Here is a 13,746-nt window from a genome sequence, read left to right on the forward strand (position 1 = left end):
CCGAGGAACGGCGCGGACTGCGCAAAACGCGCGTCGGGCTGGTCGTTTCCAATAAGATGGACAAGACGATCGTCGTGGCCGTGGAACGCCGCGTGAAGGATCCCCTCTACCAGAAGTACGTGAAGCGTACGCGCAAGTTCATGGCGCATGACGAGCAGAACGAGTGTCAGATCGGCGACCGCGTCCGGATCATGGAAACCCGACCGATGTCCAAGCATAAGAACTGGCGTCTGGTGCAAATCGTCGAGAAGAGAAAGTAAGCGGCCATGATTCAGGAATTTACGATTCTCAATGTCGCCGACAATACCGGCGCCAAGAAAGTCCGCTGCTTCCGGGTCTATGGCGGCACGTTGCGCCGCACGGCATCGGTGGGCGATATTATTATGGTCTCGGTGCGAACGGCCATTCCGAGCGGCACGGTCAAGAAAGGCGAGAAGTCGCGCGCGGTGATCGTGCGCACCAAGAAGGAAGTCCGGCGCAAAGACGGTTCCTACATTCGATTCGATGAAAACGCCGTGGTCTTGATCGACAAGGATAATGAACCGCGCGGCACCCGTATCTTCGGCCCCGTGGCCCGCGAGTTACGCGAGAAGCAGTTCATGAAAATCGTGTCGCTGGCACCGGAAGTCGTCTAACGACGGCGGAGAGAGATAATGTCCACCCATCTGAAAATCAAAAAGGACGACCTCGTGCTCGTGGTCGCGGGAAACGACCGCGGCAAGCGAGGCAAAGTGCTGAAGGTGTTCCCGGACAAGCTGCGCGTCATTGTCGAGGGCGTCAACTTCGTCAAGAAACATCAACGGCCCACACAGCAGAATCCGCAAGGCGGCATTCTGACACGCGAGGGTTCGATTCATATTTCCAATATCATGTTGATCGATCCGAAGTCGGGCAAACCGACGCGCATCGGTCGCAAAGTCGTCGGCACGGGCGAACAGCGTCAGCGAGTTCGCTATGCCAAAGCTTCCAACGAGATGATCCGCGATGAGCGCTGAAAAGGCCAAAGACGCGAAGCCGCAGAAGCCGGCGAAGGCGGCCCCGCCGCAGGCCGGGGCCAAGAAGGCCACCAAAGAAGACAAGAAGGCCGGATTCGTTGTTGGCGAGCGGCCCAAACTGCCCGCGGGCTACGTGCCGCGCTTCCAGCAGCACTATGCCGACAAGGTGGTGCCGGCGCTGGTCAAGCGCTTCAGCTACGACAACGCCATGCGAATTCCGCGACTCTCGAAGGTCGTGATCAACATGGGGTTGGGCGACGCCGCGGCCAACCCGCGCTTGATCGACAGCGTCGTGCGCGAGATCGCCGCCATTTCGGGACAGCGTCCGGCCGTGGCGAAGGCGCGCAAGTCGATCTCGAATTTCAAACTCCGCGAAGGCATGCCGATCGGAGTCTATGTTACCCTGCGCCGGGCCACGATGTGGGAGTTCGTTGACCGCCTGATCACGATGGCTACGCCGCGGATCCGGGATTTCCGCGGGCTGCCGGATAAGGGCTTCGACGGGCGCGGCAATTATACCGTCGGCCTCAAGGAGCATATCATCTTTCCCGAGATCGATATCGACGCCGTCGATAAGATCCGGGGCATGGATATCACCTTCGTGACGACCGCGAAGACCGATCAGGAAGCCTACGAATTGTTGCGCGAACTGGGCCTACCGATGCGCAAGCGCGAAGTGAAAGCCGCCAGCGCGGCCTAATCTGCAAACCATTCACAGAGTCGATAGACGAATATGGCGAAGGCCTGCTTAATTGCCAAGTCGATCAAGGAACCGAAATTCAAGGTTCGCGCGCATCATCGTTGCCGCCGGTGCGGCCGGCCCCGCGCCTTCCTGCGCAAGTTCGCGCTCTGCCGAATTTGTTTTCGTGAACTGGCCCTGATGGGCGAGATTCCCGGTATCGTCAAGGCGTCCTGGTAACCCCCCAGAATTTCCATCCCCGTAGCGAAGCGATATGCCTACTACCGATCCGATTGCTGATTTCCTGAATCGTGTGCGCAACGGTATGCGCGTGCGTAAGCCCTATGTCGATGTGCCCTACTCGCGCATGAAGGCCGAACTGGCCCGCGTGCTGTTCGAGGCGAGCTACATCTATGATCACGTGTATGTCGATGAAGGTCCGCAGGGATTCCTGCGGCTTTATCTCAAGTACACCGCACGCGGCGATTCGGCCATTCAAGGCCTGCGCCGGATTTCCAAGTGCGGGTTGCGCCGCTATGTGGATCACACGAAGATTCCGCGCGTGCTGAACGGCTTGGGGATGTCGATCGTCACGACCAGCCGGGGCGTGATGACCGGCGGACAGGCGAAGAAGTTGGGTCTGGGCGGCGAGCTGATCGCCGAAATCTGGTAAGCATCGCGCCACGCGAGAACGCAGGAGATAGTTTCAGTGTCACGAATTGGCCGCGCCCCGATTTCCGTCCCCAAAGGCGTTCAGGTAACGCTGCAGGACAACTTCATCTCCGTGAAGGGTCCGAACGGCACGTTGCAACGACGTCTGCATCCCGATATGGCCGTCGCGCAGGATGATGGCGTGATCACCGTCACGCGTCCGACCGACAACAAGAATCATCGCGCGCTGCACGGCTTGACGCGCGCGCTGATCAATAATATGGTCAAGGGCGTGACGGTAGGCTTCCGCAAAGAACTCGAAATCAACGGCGTCGGATTTCGCGCCGAAATCAAGAGCAAAGGTGTGCTGCTCAACGTCGGTTATACGCACGGCGTCTTCATCGTCACTCCGCCGGGAGTCAAGATCGAAGTGCCGAAGCCGACGTCGATCGTGGTGAGCGGAGCCGATGCCGAACTGGTCGGTCATGTGGCCGCGGAAATCCGCGATGTGCGCAAGCCGGAACCGTACAAGGGCAAGGGCATTCGCTACATCGACGAACAGGTGAAGCGCAAGGCCGGCAAGACCGCGAAGAAGTAATCCCGGAGTCGCGCCCCACGCGCGAACTGCGACCCATCTGGCAACACCCTCCGTTGCCTGAACCTCGCGCCAAGCGCGCGGGACCTGAACAGCAGCCACCGTCGGAAATGGTGGCGAGGAGCATTGAGAACCGTGTCGACTCTTACGCAGAAGAAAGCCAAATCCCGCGCCCGTCGCAAGAAGCACATTCGCAAGATCGTGCAGGGGACGCCCGAGCGTCCGCGGCTGGTCGTGTTTCGTTCGCTTAATCATGTGTACGCCCAACTGGTCGATGACCGCTCGGGCAAGACGTTAATGGGAGTCTCGTCGCTGACTCCCGGCGTGCGTGAACAGACCAAGGGCAAGAAGCCGAACGAAGTCAGCCTGCTCGTCGGCGAGGCCTGCGCGAAGAAGGCGCTGGAGCAGAGCATTTCCAAGGTCGTGTTCGACCGCAACGGGTTTCCGTATCATGGCCGTGTGAGCGCAGTGGCCGACGGAGCGCGCAAGGGCGGCCTGCAATTCTAACCGATGACCATTCCACGAATGACGGATCAGCCTGAACGCAGCGGCCGCGGCCGCGATCGAGACAACGACGGAGAATACTCCGGCGAATCGCTCATCGAGAAGACCGTGTGCCTCAACCGCGTCGCCAAGGTGGTGAAGGGTGGACGCAATTTCTCGTTCAATGCAGTCGTAATCGTCGGCGACGGCAAGGGCCGTGCCGGTTACGGACTGGGCAAGGCCAACGAAGTTGTTGATGCGATTTCCAAAGCGACGCTCGCGGCCAAGCGCTCGCTCAAGCGCTACCCGATTCTCGGCGCGACGCTGCCGCATACCACCTCCGGCAAGTTCGGCGCGGGCCGGATTCTGCTACGCCCCGCCTCGGCCGGCACCGGCGTGATCGCCGGCGGCTCCGTGCGCATGGCCATGGAGTGCGTGGGCGTGCGGGACGTCCTGACCAAAGTCATGGGTACCAACAACCCGCATAACGTCGTTAAGGCCGTGTTCGCCGCGCTCGACAAGTTGCATGATGTCCGCATGATCGCCGAACGCCGCGGGATCACCGTGCGCGAAGTGTTCAACGCCTAATTTCAAGCATTTCATTTCCCGACGATATCTCAGACCATGGATAAGAAGCTCAAAGTTACCTGGATTCGCAGCACGATCCGGCGACCCAAGAAGCACAAGCTGACGATCACGGCGATGGGTTTCCACCGCCTGAACGAAACGCTCTTGTTTCCCGACAATCCGGCCATGCGCGGAATGATCGATCAGGTGCGTCATCTCGTGACGTGGGAAGTCGTCGATGGAGGCCAGGCATGAGCTTAAGCAATCTCAAGCCCGCAGCGGGTTCGACGCACAAGAAAAAGCGGATCGGTCGTGGCCCAAGCTCGGGGAGCGGCGGCAGCGCCGGACGCGGTGAAAAAGGTTACCTGGCGCGCGCGGGTTCCGTCCGCAAGAAAGGCTTCGAGGGCGGTCAGATGCCGATCTATCGCCGCCTGCCCAAGTTCGGCTTCAAGAACTTGTGGGCTGATCCGGTGCAGATCGTTAATATTCGTGATCTCGACAAGCTGACCGGAACGACCGTCGATGCCGCTTCGCTCAAGCAAGCCGGACTGATCCGCTACGTGGAGCAGGCCGTGAAGATCCTCGGCAATGGCGACGCCAAACGGCCGTACGAAGTCAAGGGCTGTAAACTTTCCGCCTCAGCGGCTGCCAAGATTACCGGAGCCGGCGGCAGGGTGGACACTGACTGATGCTTGACCGGTTTCAAAACGTTTTCAAAATCCCCGAACTGCGGGATCGGATTCTATTCACTTTATTGATTCTGTTGGTCTTCCGAATTGGCGGGCACGTGCCCGTCGCCGGAATCGACGCTTCGGCCCTGGCCGAATTCTTTCAACAAAATCAAAACACGTTGTTCGGCCTGTACGACATGTTTGTCGGTGGAGCGTTTCAGCGCGCCACCATTTTTGCTCTCGGTATCATGCCGTACATCTCCGCCTCGATCATCTTCCAGCTGATGGGAACGGTTGTCCCGTATTTCCAGAAGTTGCAGAAGGAAGGCGAAGAGGGCCGCAAGAAGATCACCCAGCTGACCCGCTACGGTACCGTCATCATCGCGGCGCTGCAGGCCGGCGGTGTCTCGATCTTTCTGGAGCGGCTGATCGCGACCTCCGGCGCGCCGGTCGTCCCTGATCCGGGATTCGGCTTCCGCTTCCTGACGATGGTCACGCTTGCGGCGGGCACAACGCTGATCATGTGGCTGGGTGAACAGATCACCGAGCGCGGAATCGGTAACGGAATTTCATTACTGATCTTCTTCGGTATCGTGGACCGTCTGCCGTATGCGATCATGGAAGAGGCGCAACAGGTGGCGATCGGAACACGGCATATCATGGTGGACGTGCTGTTCGTGGTGATGCTGTTCGCGATCACGATGGCGGTCGTCGGGCTGACCCAGGGGATGCGCAAAATTCCGGTGCAGTATGCCAAGCGCACGGTTGGCCGCAAGACGTATGGTGGTCAATCCACGCATATTCCGCTGCGCGTCAATTCCGCGGGCGTGATGCCGATCATCTTCGCACAGTCGATTCTCTTCATCCCGTCTTCGGTCGCCAGCTTTCTGCCCGAGGGCGGCTTCCAGCAGGCGATGATCAATGCCTTCAGCGGACAGGGTGCGGCTTACCTCATCATGGAGTTCCTGCTGATCGTCTTCTTCACGTATTTCTATACGGCGATCGTGCTGAACCCGGTCGATTTGGCCGATAACATGAAGAAGAACGGCGGCTTCATTCCGGGTATTCGTCCGGGAAAGCAGACGTCGGAGTTCATCGATTCGATCCTGTCGCGGGTGACGTTGCCGGGTGCGTTGGCGCTGGGTGCCATCGCGGTGGTTCCGTCGATCATCGTTAATCAGTTCAACGTCACGTATAATTTCGCTTCGTTCTTCGGCGGAACTACGATCCTGATTATCGTCGGTGTGCTGTTGGATACGCTCCAGCAGGTGGAATCTCACCTCGTGATGCGGCACTATGACGGCCTGATGAAGTCCGGCCGCATTCGCGGTCGTCGCCGGATGTAAAGCCGCTGTAACGTCGCCATGGCCCGATATACCGTCATCATGCTGGGCGCCGTCGGAGTGGGGAAGGGGACCCAGGCGCAACGGCTGGTTAACTACCTGCGGGTGCCGCAAATATCGACTGGGGATATCCTGCGGGCCGAAGTGCAAGCGGGAAGCGAGTTAGGGGTCAAGGCGAAGGAAATCATGAATCGCGGGGAGCTGGTTCCGGACGATCTGATCATTGATATCGTACGGAAGCGCTTGCAGCAGGATGACGCCGTTCGCGGCGCGATCTTCGACGGATTTCCCCGGACCATTCCGCAAGCGCAAGCGTTGGATAAGCTGCTGGTGGAGGTCGGCCTGCCGACGCCGCGGACCGTTTCCATCGACGTGCCGCGAGACGCGATTATCGAACGATTGAGTTCGCGTCGGGTCTGTACGACGTGCGGCGCGACGTTCAGCATCCATACGACACCGGACGTCGAGACGAACCACAAGTGCCCCAAGGGCGAGGCGAATGTGATTCAGCGCGACGACGACCAGCCGGCCACCATCGCGCAACGGTTGAGAGTGTACGAAGAGAAGACGGCGCCGCTGATCGATTACTACCAGAAGTCGAATCAACTGCGGATCGTCGATGGCGTCGGGAGCGAAGACCAGGTGTTTGCGCGCGTCCTCATCGCGCTGGATCCCGATCTCGCATGATCATTGTCAAATCGGCCCCCGAGCTCGACCTGATGCGCCAGGCGGGTCGGATCCTCGCCGGTGCGTTTGAGGTCGCGGCACCGCTGATGGTCCCCGGCACTCCGGCGATTGACGTGGATCGAGTCGTCGATGACTTCATCCGGTCGTGCGGCGCAATTCCCGCTTTCAAGAATTACCCGAATGCCGAAGGGGTTCCGTTCCCGGCTTCGGTGTGCCTGTCGATCGAGGCGGAAGTCGTGCACGGCATCCCGAACGGCCAACCCCTGAAAGCGGGGACGATTGCGGGGTTGGATATCGGCGTGATGTTTAACGGATACTACGCCGATGCCGCTCGGACCTATGCCATTGGTGACGTTGACGCGGAACGCCGGCGGCTGATGGATGTTACGCGACAGGCTCTGGAATTGGGGATTGAACAGGCGCGCGAAGGCGGCCACCTCTCGAATATCGGGCATGCGGTGCAGTCCTACGTCGAGGCGCAAGGTTTCAGCGTCGTTCGCGATCTTGTCGGACATGGAATCGGCAAGAGCCTGCATGAAGACCCGCAAGTGCCGAACTACGGCCCGCCGAAGCGCGGTCCGGTGCTGCGTCGAAACATGACGATTGCCATCGAGCCGATGATCAACATGGGCACGTACGAGGTCGAGATGATCGGCGATTGGCAGATCGTCACGCGCGACCGCAAACCTTCCGCGCACTTCGAACACACCGTGGTGATTCGCGACGGGGCTGCTGAAATACTTACGCTCTGAGCCTGTGCAGCTGCGGCGGCCGCCCGCCGGGCGCACCGGGGTGCGGATAGACGGTGGACGATGTTCGTCCACCGTGATGAACCAAGCGGAGGGTGCATACGTCCAAAGAACTGGCTATTAAGGTTGACGGCGTCATCGAGGAGTGTCTGCCCAATGCGACCTTCCGCGTCGTGCTCGAAAACGGCCACAAAGTACTGGCCCATATTTCCGGCAAGATGCGCATGCATTTCATCAAGATTCTCCCCGGCGATCGCGTGACTGTCGAGCTGTCGCCTTATGATCTCAATCGCGGACGAATCACCTACCGTTACAAGTAAGCATGCCGGATCCTTGCCGGATGCGCCGATCGAACCAGACCGACCATGAAAGTCCGTACCTCCGTCAAGAAAATGTGTGAACATTGCCGCATCGTGCGCCGACACGGTCGGATCTATGTCATCTGCCCGCGCGTCAAGAAGCACAAACAACGCCAGGGCTGACCCCACCCTTCAGAATTTGCTCCGCCTGATTCCCTTGAATTCATAGCAGACCATGGCCCGAATTGCCGGAATTGATATCCCGCGAGATAAGCGCATCGAAGTTGCACTGACCTATGTCTACGGCATCGGCAGGCCTTCGGCTCAGAAAATCCTCACCCAAGCCGGTGTCGATTGGAACAAGCGCACCCATCAGCTCAACGACCAGGAACTCAACGCGATTCGCGCCTTGGTCGCCGAGCTCAAAGTGGAGGGGCCGTTGCGCTCGGAAATCCAATTGAACATCAAGCGCCTGATGGACATTGGGTGCTATCGCGGCATGCGCCACCGGCGCGGTCTGCCCGTGCGCGGTCAGAATACCAAGAATAACGCGCGCACCCGCAAAGGCAAGAAAAAAGGCACGCTCGTCAAGAAGAAGGGCTGATCGGCACCGGCTCGCGCCGGCGTACGGCCCGTTGAATCTCCCGCTCCAGGCGGGGGTGAATACCCGGAGAACTACCAGCAGTGGCGAAAAAGGAAGTTAAGAAAAAGAAAGAACGCGTCGAAGCGTCCGGCGTCGCGCACATCAAGTCGTCGTTCAACAACACGATTGTGACGATTACCGACAACTACGGCAACACGATTTCGTGGGCGTCGGCCGGCAAAATGGGCTTGCGCGGCTCGCGCAAGAACACGCCATTTGCCGCGCAGCTGGCCGCCGACAATGCCGCCAAAGCCGCGATGACGCTGGGACTGCGCAAGGTGACCGTGGAAGTTCGCGGACCGGGCGGAGGTCGCGACGGCGCGATCCGCGCACTGGCGGCCTCCGGTCTGCAGATCTCCGCGATTCGCGACGTGACGCCGCTGCCGCACAATGGCTGCCGCCCGCCGAAACGGCGCCGGGTCTGATTCCGCTTGTTGGCCGCTCGGGTTGCGAGCAATCGCGGTTCGGTCTAAGTTTGTTTTCTGAATCATAAAGGTCCATGGCTCTTAATCACAATCCTGTCTGTCGAATCTGTCGCCGCGAAGGAAGAAAGCTCTTCCTGAAGGGAGACCGTTGCTCCGGTCCGAAATGCACCTTTGAGAAGAAGGGGTATGGCCCGGGACAGCACGGTCGTTCCCGGCGCGGCAAGGTCTCCGAGTACGGAGTACAGCTTCGCGAGAAGCAGAAGATTCGCGAGTCCTACGGGCTGCTGGAACGCCAGTTCCATCGCTTCTTCCGGGAAGCGCAGCGCCAAAAGGGCGTGACCGGCGAAAACCTGATGGCGATGCTCGAGAGCCGTCTCGACAATGTCGTCTATCGGATCGGCTTCGCCAGTTCACGTCGCCAGGCCCGGCAGCTGGTCCGTCATCGCCATTTCATGGTGAACGGGCGCATCGTGGACATCCCGTCCTACGTCCTTCAGCCCAGCGATCACGTTCGCGTCCGCGAACGGTCGAAGAAGCTGAATGTGATTCACGACGCGATGCAAAAGTCTCGCGACGGCAAGCTCATGCCGAACTTGCAGCTCGATAAGGCGAAAATGGAGGGAATCTACTCGGCGCGGCCCAACCGCAATGAGATCCCGCTTGACGTCAACGAGCAGCTTGTTGTTGAGCTTTACTCCCGATAATCTCACTTCCGCGAGGAGATCCATGAACGGTTCGAATTTCCAGATGCCCGAAGCGGTAGAGATCGATGAATCTACGCATACGGATACGTATGGTAAGTTTGTCATCCAGCCGCTCGAACGCGGCTATGGAGTGACCATTGGAAACAGCTTGCGGCGCGTCCTGATCTCCTCGCTGCAGGGCGCCGCGATCGCCTCGATCAAGATCGACGGCGTGCTGCACGAATTCTCGACCATCCCCGGGGTCTCGGAAGACCTCACCGAAATGGTCTTGAACCTGAAGCAGGTGCGGTTCAAATTACTGAATAAGAAGCCGGACAAGATCGTCCTGCATCTGAAGGGACCCAAGGAATTCACGGCGCGGGACATTCAGGTCGGCAACAACGAGTTCGAAGTTCTGAATCCCGACCACCACATCGCATCGCTGAACCGCGACGCTGAAGTGAAAATGGAGATTCAGGTCCGCAAGGGGCGTGGCTATGTACCGGCGGAGGAAAACCGCCCGGCCGACGCGCCGATCGGCACGATCCCGGTGGACAGCGTGTTCTCGCCGATCCGCAATGTTACCTACACCATCGAAAATACGCGCGTCGGTCAGCGTACCGACTATGAGAAGCTGATTCTCGAAATCTGGACCGACGGTTCGATTACCCCGGATGACGCCCTGACCTTCGCCGCGCGCACGTTGCGCGATCATATCCAGCTCTTTATTAACTTCGATATCAAGCCGGAGAAGGAAGAGGAAGAGGATATCGACGAAGAGACGCTGCAAATCCGCAAACTCTTGCGGAAGCCGGTGGAGGAGCTGGAATTATCCGTGCGCAGCGCGAACTGCCTCAAGGAAGCGCGGATTCGCACGATCGCCGACCTGGTCCGGCGCGAAGAGCCGGAAATGCTCAAATTCAAGAACTTCGGCCGCAAGTCGCTCGTCGAGTTGACCGAAATCCTCAAGGGTAAGGGGCTGCATTTCGGCATGGATGTCGATCGCTACCTCAGCACCGATTACGACAAGAAGTAAATTCCGACTGAATTCCCATGAGACATCAAGATAGAGGCCGCAGCCTCAGCCGCTCCCCCGCGCATCGTAAGGCGCTGCTCTGCAATCTGGCGCAGGAGCTGTTCCAGCATAAGCGGATTCATACCACGCTGACCAAGGCCAAAGAGTTGCGCCCATTTGCCGAGCGCTTGGTGACGCATGCGAAAAAGGCCGATCTGGCCGCTCGCCGCCGCGTCGCTATGTACCTCACGCGCAAGGCCGTGATCAAGAGCCTGTTCGATGAAATTGCACTGACATTCGCCGATCGTAATGGCGGCTACACGCGGATCATCAAACTTGGCAATCGACATGGCGACAACGCCCCGACGGCGATCATTGAACTGGTCGGGTTTGAGGGAGTCTTAGCCGCAAAGTCAACCGCTAGCGAATCCGACGCCGCGAAGGGCGCAAAGAAGACCGCTGCGAAGGCCAAGACAGGCAAGGCCAGGCAAGGAGCCGGAGATGCCAAGGCGGCGAAAGCCGTGAAGGGCGCCAAGGGCGGGGCCGCTCACACGCGTCGCGCGACAAAGGCTCCAGCCAAGAGTGGCAAGGCCGGCGGCAGGGGCGAATAGAATCCGCGTCTGTATCTGACTGTTATTACAAGGGCCATGTCGTGCGACATGGCCTTTTTGTTGCGCCGCGGAATTGATTTTCCCTGACGAAGTGGGTATATTGAGATTGGGGGAAAGTGGGGGCTCGCCACCATCCGTGCATTCAATGATAATACCTCTCCATCGTAGCGATTGCGGGGAATGCCCGAAGAATCGGATCCGATCATGATTGAAATCCCGAAGACACCAACTGGGCCACAGATCTCCTGTAAGGGCTGGGCTCAGGAAGCAGCCTTGCGAATGCTGCTCAATAACCTTGATCCTGCCGTGGCCGAGGACCGGGAGAGCCTCGTCGTCTATGGCGGTACCGGGAAAGCCGCTCGTTCGCGTGAAGCCCTCGCGGCGATCCTGAACTGCTTACTCAAACTGGAAAACGATCAGACTTTGCTTGTGCAATCGGGGAAGCCGGTGGGCGTGGTCCGCACGCATCCCGAAGCGCCGAGAGTTCTGATTGCTAACTCCAATCTCGTGGGGCAGTGGGCGACGTGGGACTATTTCCACGAGCTGGAGGCAAAAGGGCTGATCATGTACGGCCAAATGACCGCCGGTTCGTGGATCTATATCGGCACCCAGGGCATCCTGCAAGGAACGTACGAGACCTTCGCGGCCGCAGCGCGCAAGCATTTCGGCGGGACGTTGGCTGGGACCTGGACGCTCACGGGCGGACTCGGGGGGATGGGAGGTGCACAGCCCCTCGCGGTCACGCTGAACGGCGGTGTGGCCTTGTGCGTTGAGGTCGATCAACAGCGCATCGAACGCCGCGTCGAAATCGGCTACTGCGATCGCTGGACGGCGACGCTTGATGAAGCGATGGAATGGGTGCACACTGCCGTCCGTGAACGGCGCGCGCTGTCCGTTGGCCTGCTCGGTAACTGCGCCGATGTGTTGCCGGAACTCCTCAAGCGAAACGAGCTTCCGCAGCTGGTGACCGACCAGACTTCGGCGCATGACGAGTTGAATGGGTATATTCCGAACGGCATTTCGTATCAGCTTGCACTGGGATTGCGCAAGAGCGATCCGCGGGATTACATCCGCCGGAGCATGAAGTCGATGGCTGAACACTGCGAGGCGATTGTCGCGATGCAGCGGCGCGGCGCGGTGGCTTTCGACTACGGCAATAACCTGCGCGGCAAGGCGTTGCAAGCCGGATATGCCGACGCCTTCGCCTATCCCGGTTTCGTTCCGGCCTACATTCGACCGCTGTTCTGCGAGGGCAAGGGGCCGTTCCGCTGGGCGGCACTTTCGGGAGATGCCGCCGACATCCGTACCACTGACGAAGCAGCGCTGCGCCTGTTTCCAGATGACGCGGGCCTCACCCGGTGGATCCGTGAAGCGGCACCCCGGATTCCCGTTCAGGGACTCCCGGCGCGAATTTGCTGGCTCGGGCAGGGTGCGCGCGCGAAAATGGGGCTCGCGATCAATGAGCTGGTGCGCACAGGCAAGTTGAAAGCGCCGATCGTGATCGGTCGCGATCATCTCGATTGCGGCTCGGTGGCTTCGCCGTATCGCGAAACCGAAGCGATGAAAGACGGTTCCGATGCCATCGCTGACTGGCCGATTCTGAATGCGCTGGTCAGTACGGCCAGCGGAGCGTCGTGGGTGAGCTTTCATCACGGCGGAGGTGTTGGCATCGGCGCATCGCTGCACGCGGGTCAGGTGATCGTAGCCGACGGCACGGATGCGGCCGCGGCCCGGCTGGAACGCGTGCTGACCAACGATCCCGCGATGGGCGTCTTCCGGCATCACGACGCGGGCTATGCCGGGGCGACGGCAACCGCAAAAACTCAGAATGTGTTAATCCCCGGACTGAATTTCTAAATGACCATGTCATACGAAAATCTGATTCTGCAAATCGACGGCGCGGTCGCGACCGTGACCGTGAATCGACCGAAAACGCTGAACGCGCTCAATATTGCGACCGTGCGCGAACTGCATGACTGCTTTCAATCACTGGGCGACAACGACGCTGTCGGTGCCATCATTATGACCGGGGCCGGTGAGAAATCGTTCGTATCCGGCGCTGATATTCAGGAAATCCGTGAACTTGATGTGATTTCCGGTAAGGAGTTTGCTGATCGTGGCAACAAGCTATACTCCCGGATTGAGAAATTCCAAATCCCTGTAATTGCTGCTGTTAACGGTTATGCGCTCGGTGGAGGCTGTGAATTAGCGATGGCCTGTCATTTGCGCGTCGCTGCGGAGAACGCCAAGTTCGGACAACCGGAGATCAACTTGGGGATTATTCCGGGTTACGGCGGCACTCAGCGTCTCCCGCGGTTGATTGGCCGGGGGAAGGCTCTTGAACTGCTCTTGACCGGCCGCGTCATCCCCGCGTCTGAGGCCTTGAACATTGGCCTCGTGAATTCGGTCGTCCCGCAGGCAGACTTGATGACCGTCGTACGCAAGCTGGCGGAGGAGCTCGCGGCGAAGCCACGACGCGCGGCGGCAGCGATCTTGAACGCCGTCGAGAATGGACTGCAGTTGGGACTGGACATGGGGTTGCGCGTTGAGGAAAGCTGGTTCGCGTACTGCTGTGGGACCGAAGACAAGAATGAAGGTACCGCAGCATTCCTGGAGAAACGCAAAGCCGTATTCACGGGCAGGTGAGCAG

Annotated in this window: 23 protein-coding genes; all 23 read left to right on the plus strand. The window is 59.4% G+C overall.

Annotated features, from left to right (window positions below):
- The first annotated feature begins 56 nt into the window (after positions 1 to 56).
- The 23 genes from rpsQ (at position 57) to HZB60_08705 (ending at position 13,742) form a co-directional block, all read left to right on the plus strand.
- Positions 57 to 260 carry a 30S ribosomal protein S17 gene (rpsQ, locus tag HZB60_08595; protein ID MBI5059817.1) on the plus strand — a complete coding sequence of 68 codons (204 nt, stop codon included), beginning with the start codon at positions 57 to 59 and terminating at the stop codon, positions 258 to 260.
- Between the two features lie 6 nt (positions 261 to 266).
- Positions 267 to 635, plus strand: coding sequence for a 50S ribosomal protein L14 (gene rplN, locus HZB60_08600; GenBank protein MBI5059818.1), 369 nt, complete (start codon positions 267 to 269; stop codon positions 633 to 635).
- Positions 636 to 665: 30 nt separating this feature from the next.
- On the plus strand, positions 666 to 995 hold the full coding sequence (gene rplX, locus HZB60_08605; protein MBI5059819.1) for a 50S ribosomal protein L24: 330 nt from the start codon (positions 666 to 668) through the stop codon (positions 993 to 995).
- 133 nt (positions 996 to 1,128) lie between these two features.
- Positions 1,129 to 1,695, plus strand: a complete 567-nt coding sequence (rplE, locus tag HZB60_08610) for a 50S ribosomal protein L5 (GenBank protein ID MBI5059820.1) — start codon at positions 1,129 to 1,131, stop codon at positions 1,693 to 1,695.
- A gap of 33 nt (positions 1,696 to 1,728) precedes the next feature.
- A complete protein-coding gene (locus HZB60_08615; GenBank protein ID MBI5059821.1) occupies positions 1,729 to 1,914 on the plus strand; it encodes a type Z 30S ribosomal protein S14 in 186 nt (61 codons plus the stop codon).
- Positions 1,915 to 1,948: 34 nt separating this feature from the next.
- On the plus strand, positions 1,949 to 2,347 hold the full coding sequence (gene rpsH, locus HZB60_08620) for a 30S ribosomal protein S8 (protein MBI5059822.1): 399 nt from the start codon (positions 1,949 to 1,951) through the stop codon (positions 2,345 to 2,347).
- 36 nt (positions 2,348 to 2,383) lie between these two features.
- On the plus strand, positions 2,384 to 2,923 hold the full coding sequence (rplF, locus tag HZB60_08625; protein ID MBI5059823.1) for a 50S ribosomal protein L6: 540 nt from the start codon (positions 2,384 to 2,386) through the stop codon (positions 2,921 to 2,923).
- A 132-nt stretch (positions 2,924 to 3,055) separates the two neighbouring features.
- Entirely contained in the window at positions 3,056 to 3,427 is a 372-nt protein-coding gene (locus tag HZB60_08630; GenBank protein MBI5059824.1) for a 50S ribosomal protein L18, read from the plus strand.
- An 18-nt stretch (positions 3,428 to 3,445) separates the two neighbouring features.
- Positions 3,446 to 3,991 carry a 30S ribosomal protein S5 gene (gene rpsE, locus HZB60_08635; protein ID MBI5059825.1) on the plus strand — a complete coding sequence of 182 codons (546 nt, stop codon included), beginning with the start codon at positions 3,446 to 3,448 and terminating at the stop codon, positions 3,989 to 3,991.
- 36 nt (positions 3,992 to 4,027) lie between these two features.
- Positions 4,028 to 4,225, plus strand: a complete 198-nt coding sequence (gene rpmD, locus HZB60_08640; protein MBI5059826.1) for a 50S ribosomal protein L30 — start codon at positions 4,028 to 4,030, stop codon at positions 4,223 to 4,225.
- Positions 4,222 to 4,659, plus strand: a complete 438-nt coding sequence (gene rplO / locus HZB60_08645) for a 50S ribosomal protein L15 (protein ID MBI5059827.1) — start codon at positions 4,222 to 4,224, stop codon at positions 4,657 to 4,659. The genes rpmD and rplO overlap by 4 nt, the downstream gene beginning before the upstream one ends.
- Positions 4,659 to 5,987: a preprotein translocase subunit SecY gene (secY, locus tag HZB60_08650; GenBank protein ID MBI5059828.1), complete on the plus strand. Its 1,329-nt coding sequence runs from the start codon at positions 4,659 to 4,661 to the stop codon at positions 5,985 to 5,987. Before rplO ends, secY begins: the two co-directional genes overlap by 1 nt.
- Before the next feature lie 18 nt (positions 5,988 to 6,005).
- Positions 6,006 to 6,671 carry an adenylate kinase gene (locus tag HZB60_08655; protein ID MBI5059829.1) on the plus strand — a complete coding sequence of 222 codons (666 nt, stop codon included), beginning with the start codon at positions 6,006 to 6,008 and terminating at the stop codon, positions 6,669 to 6,671.
- On the plus strand, positions 6,668 to 7,423 hold the full coding sequence (map, locus tag HZB60_08660) for a type I methionyl aminopeptidase (GenBank protein MBI5059830.1): 756 nt from the start codon (positions 6,668 to 6,670) through the stop codon (positions 7,421 to 7,423). The genes HZB60_08655 and map overlap by 4 nt, the downstream gene beginning before the upstream one ends.
- 92 nt (positions 7,424 to 7,515) lie before the next feature.
- The gene (gene infA / locus HZB60_08665; GenBank protein MBI5059831.1) at positions 7,516 to 7,740 is read left to right on the plus strand and encodes a translation initiation factor IF-1; all 225 of its coding nucleotides are present in this window, start codon (positions 7,516 to 7,518) and stop codon (positions 7,738 to 7,740) included.
- Between the two features lie 45 nt (positions 7,741 to 7,785).
- Positions 7,786 to 7,902: a 50S ribosomal protein L36 gene (rpmJ, locus tag HZB60_08670; protein MBI5059832.1), complete on the plus strand. Its 117-nt coding sequence runs from the start codon at positions 7,786 to 7,788 to the stop codon at positions 7,900 to 7,902.
- A 52-nt stretch (positions 7,903 to 7,954) separates the two neighbouring features.
- The gene (rpsM, locus tag HZB60_08675) at positions 7,955 to 8,323 is read left to right on the plus strand and encodes a 30S ribosomal protein S13 (protein MBI5059833.1); all 369 of its coding nucleotides are present in this window, start codon (positions 7,955 to 7,957) and stop codon (positions 8,321 to 8,323) included.
- 80 nt (positions 8,324 to 8,403) lie between these two features.
- Positions 8,404 to 8,787 carry a 30S ribosomal protein S11 gene (rpsK, locus tag HZB60_08680; protein MBI5059834.1) on the plus strand — a complete coding sequence of 128 codons (384 nt, stop codon included), beginning with the start codon at positions 8,404 to 8,406 and terminating at the stop codon, positions 8,785 to 8,787.
- A gap of 74 nt (positions 8,788 to 8,861) precedes the next feature.
- Entirely contained in the window at positions 8,862 to 9,491 is a 630-nt protein-coding gene (gene rpsD, locus HZB60_08685; protein ID MBI5059835.1) for a 30S ribosomal protein S4, read from the plus strand.
- A gap of 22 nt (positions 9,492 to 9,513) precedes the next feature.
- Positions 9,514 to 10,506: a DNA-directed RNA polymerase subunit alpha gene (locus tag HZB60_08690; protein ID MBI5059836.1), complete on the plus strand. Its 993-nt coding sequence runs from the start codon at positions 9,514 to 9,516 to the stop codon at positions 10,504 to 10,506.
- Between the two features lie 17 nt (positions 10,507 to 10,523).
- A complete protein-coding gene (rplQ, locus tag HZB60_08695) occupies positions 10,524 to 11,096 on the plus strand; it encodes a 50S ribosomal protein L17 (protein ID MBI5059837.1) in 573 nt (190 codons plus the stop codon).
- A gap of 204 nt (positions 11,097 to 11,300) precedes the next feature.
- The gene (gene hutU / locus HZB60_08700) at positions 11,301 to 12,953 is read left to right on the plus strand and encodes a urocanate hydratase (GenBank protein MBI5059838.1); all 1,653 of its coding nucleotides are present in this window, start codon (positions 11,301 to 11,303) and stop codon (positions 12,951 to 12,953) included.
- A 6-nt stretch (positions 12,954 to 12,959) separates the two neighbouring features.
- Positions 12,960 to 13,742: an enoyl-CoA hydratase/isomerase family protein gene (locus HZB60_08705; protein MBI5059839.1), complete on the plus strand. Its 783-nt coding sequence runs from the start codon at positions 12,960 to 12,962 to the stop codon at positions 13,740 to 13,742.
- Positions 13,743 to 13,746 lie beyond the last annotated feature (4 nt).

The sequence above is a fragment of the candidate division KSB1 bacterium genome, from assembly GCA_016214895.1.
Taxonomy (GTDB): domain Bacteria; phylum Electryoneota; class RPQS01; order RPQS01; family RPQS01; genus JACRMR01.

Bases quoted from the DNA above. Each gene is read 5' to 3' on its own strand.
- rpsQ (MBI5059817.1), top strand. From the start codon at position 57: ATGGACAAGACGATCGTCGTGGCCGTGGAACGCCGCGTGAAGGATCCC.
- rplN (MBI5059818.1), top strand. From the start codon at position 267: ATGATTCAGGAATTTACGATTCTCAATGTCGCCGACAATACCGGCGCC.
- HZB60_08615 (MBI5059821.1), top strand. From the start codon at position 1,729: ATGGCGAAGGCCTGCTTAATTGCCAAGTCGATCAAGGAACCGAAATTC.
- rpsH (MBI5059822.1), top strand. From the start codon at position 1,949: ATGCCTACTACCGATCCGATTGCTGATTTCCTGAATCGTGTGCGCAAC.
- rpsE (MBI5059825.1), top strand. From the start codon at position 3,446: ATGACGGATCAGCCTGAACGCAGCGGCCGCGGCCGCGATCGAGACAAC.
- rpmD (MBI5059826.1), top strand. From the start codon at position 4,028: ATGGATAAGAAGCTCAAAGTTACCTGGATTCGCAGCACGATCCGGCGA.
- rplO (MBI5059827.1), top strand. From the start codon at position 4,222: ATGAGCTTAAGCAATCTCAAGCCCGCAGCGGGTTCGACGCACAAGAAA.
- secY (MBI5059828.1), top strand. From the start codon at position 4,659: ATGCTTGACCGGTTTCAAAACGTTTTCAAAATCCCCGAACTGCGGGAT.
- HZB60_08655 (MBI5059829.1), top strand. From the start codon at position 6,006: ATGGCCCGATATACCGTCATCATGCTGGGCGCCGTCGGAGTGGGGAAG.
- map (MBI5059830.1), top strand. From the start codon at position 6,668: ATGATCATTGTCAAATCGGCCCCCGAGCTCGACCTGATGCGCCAGGCG.
- rpmJ (MBI5059832.1), top strand. From the start codon at position 7,786: ATGAAAGTCCGTACCTCCGTCAAGAAAATGTGTGAACATTGCCGCATC.
- rpsM (MBI5059833.1), top strand. From the start codon at position 7,955: ATGGCCCGAATTGCCGGAATTGATATCCCGCGAGATAAGCGCATCGAA.
- rpsD (MBI5059835.1), top strand. From the start codon at position 8,862: ATGGCTCTTAATCACAATCCTGTCTGTCGAATCTGTCGCCGCGAAGGA.
- HZB60_08690 (MBI5059836.1), top strand. From the start codon at position 9,514: ATGAACGGTTCGAATTTCCAGATGCCCGAAGCGGTAGAGATCGATGAA.
- rplQ (MBI5059837.1), top strand. From the start codon at position 10,524: ATGAGACATCAAGATAGAGGCCGCAGCCTCAGCCGCTCCCCCGCGCAT.
- hutU (MBI5059838.1), top strand. From the start codon at position 11,301: ATGATTGAAATCCCGAAGACACCAACTGGGCCACAGATCTCCTGTAAG.
- HZB60_08705 (MBI5059839.1), top strand. From the start codon at position 12,960: ATGTCATACGAAAATCTGATTCTGCAAATCGACGGCGCGGTCGCGACC.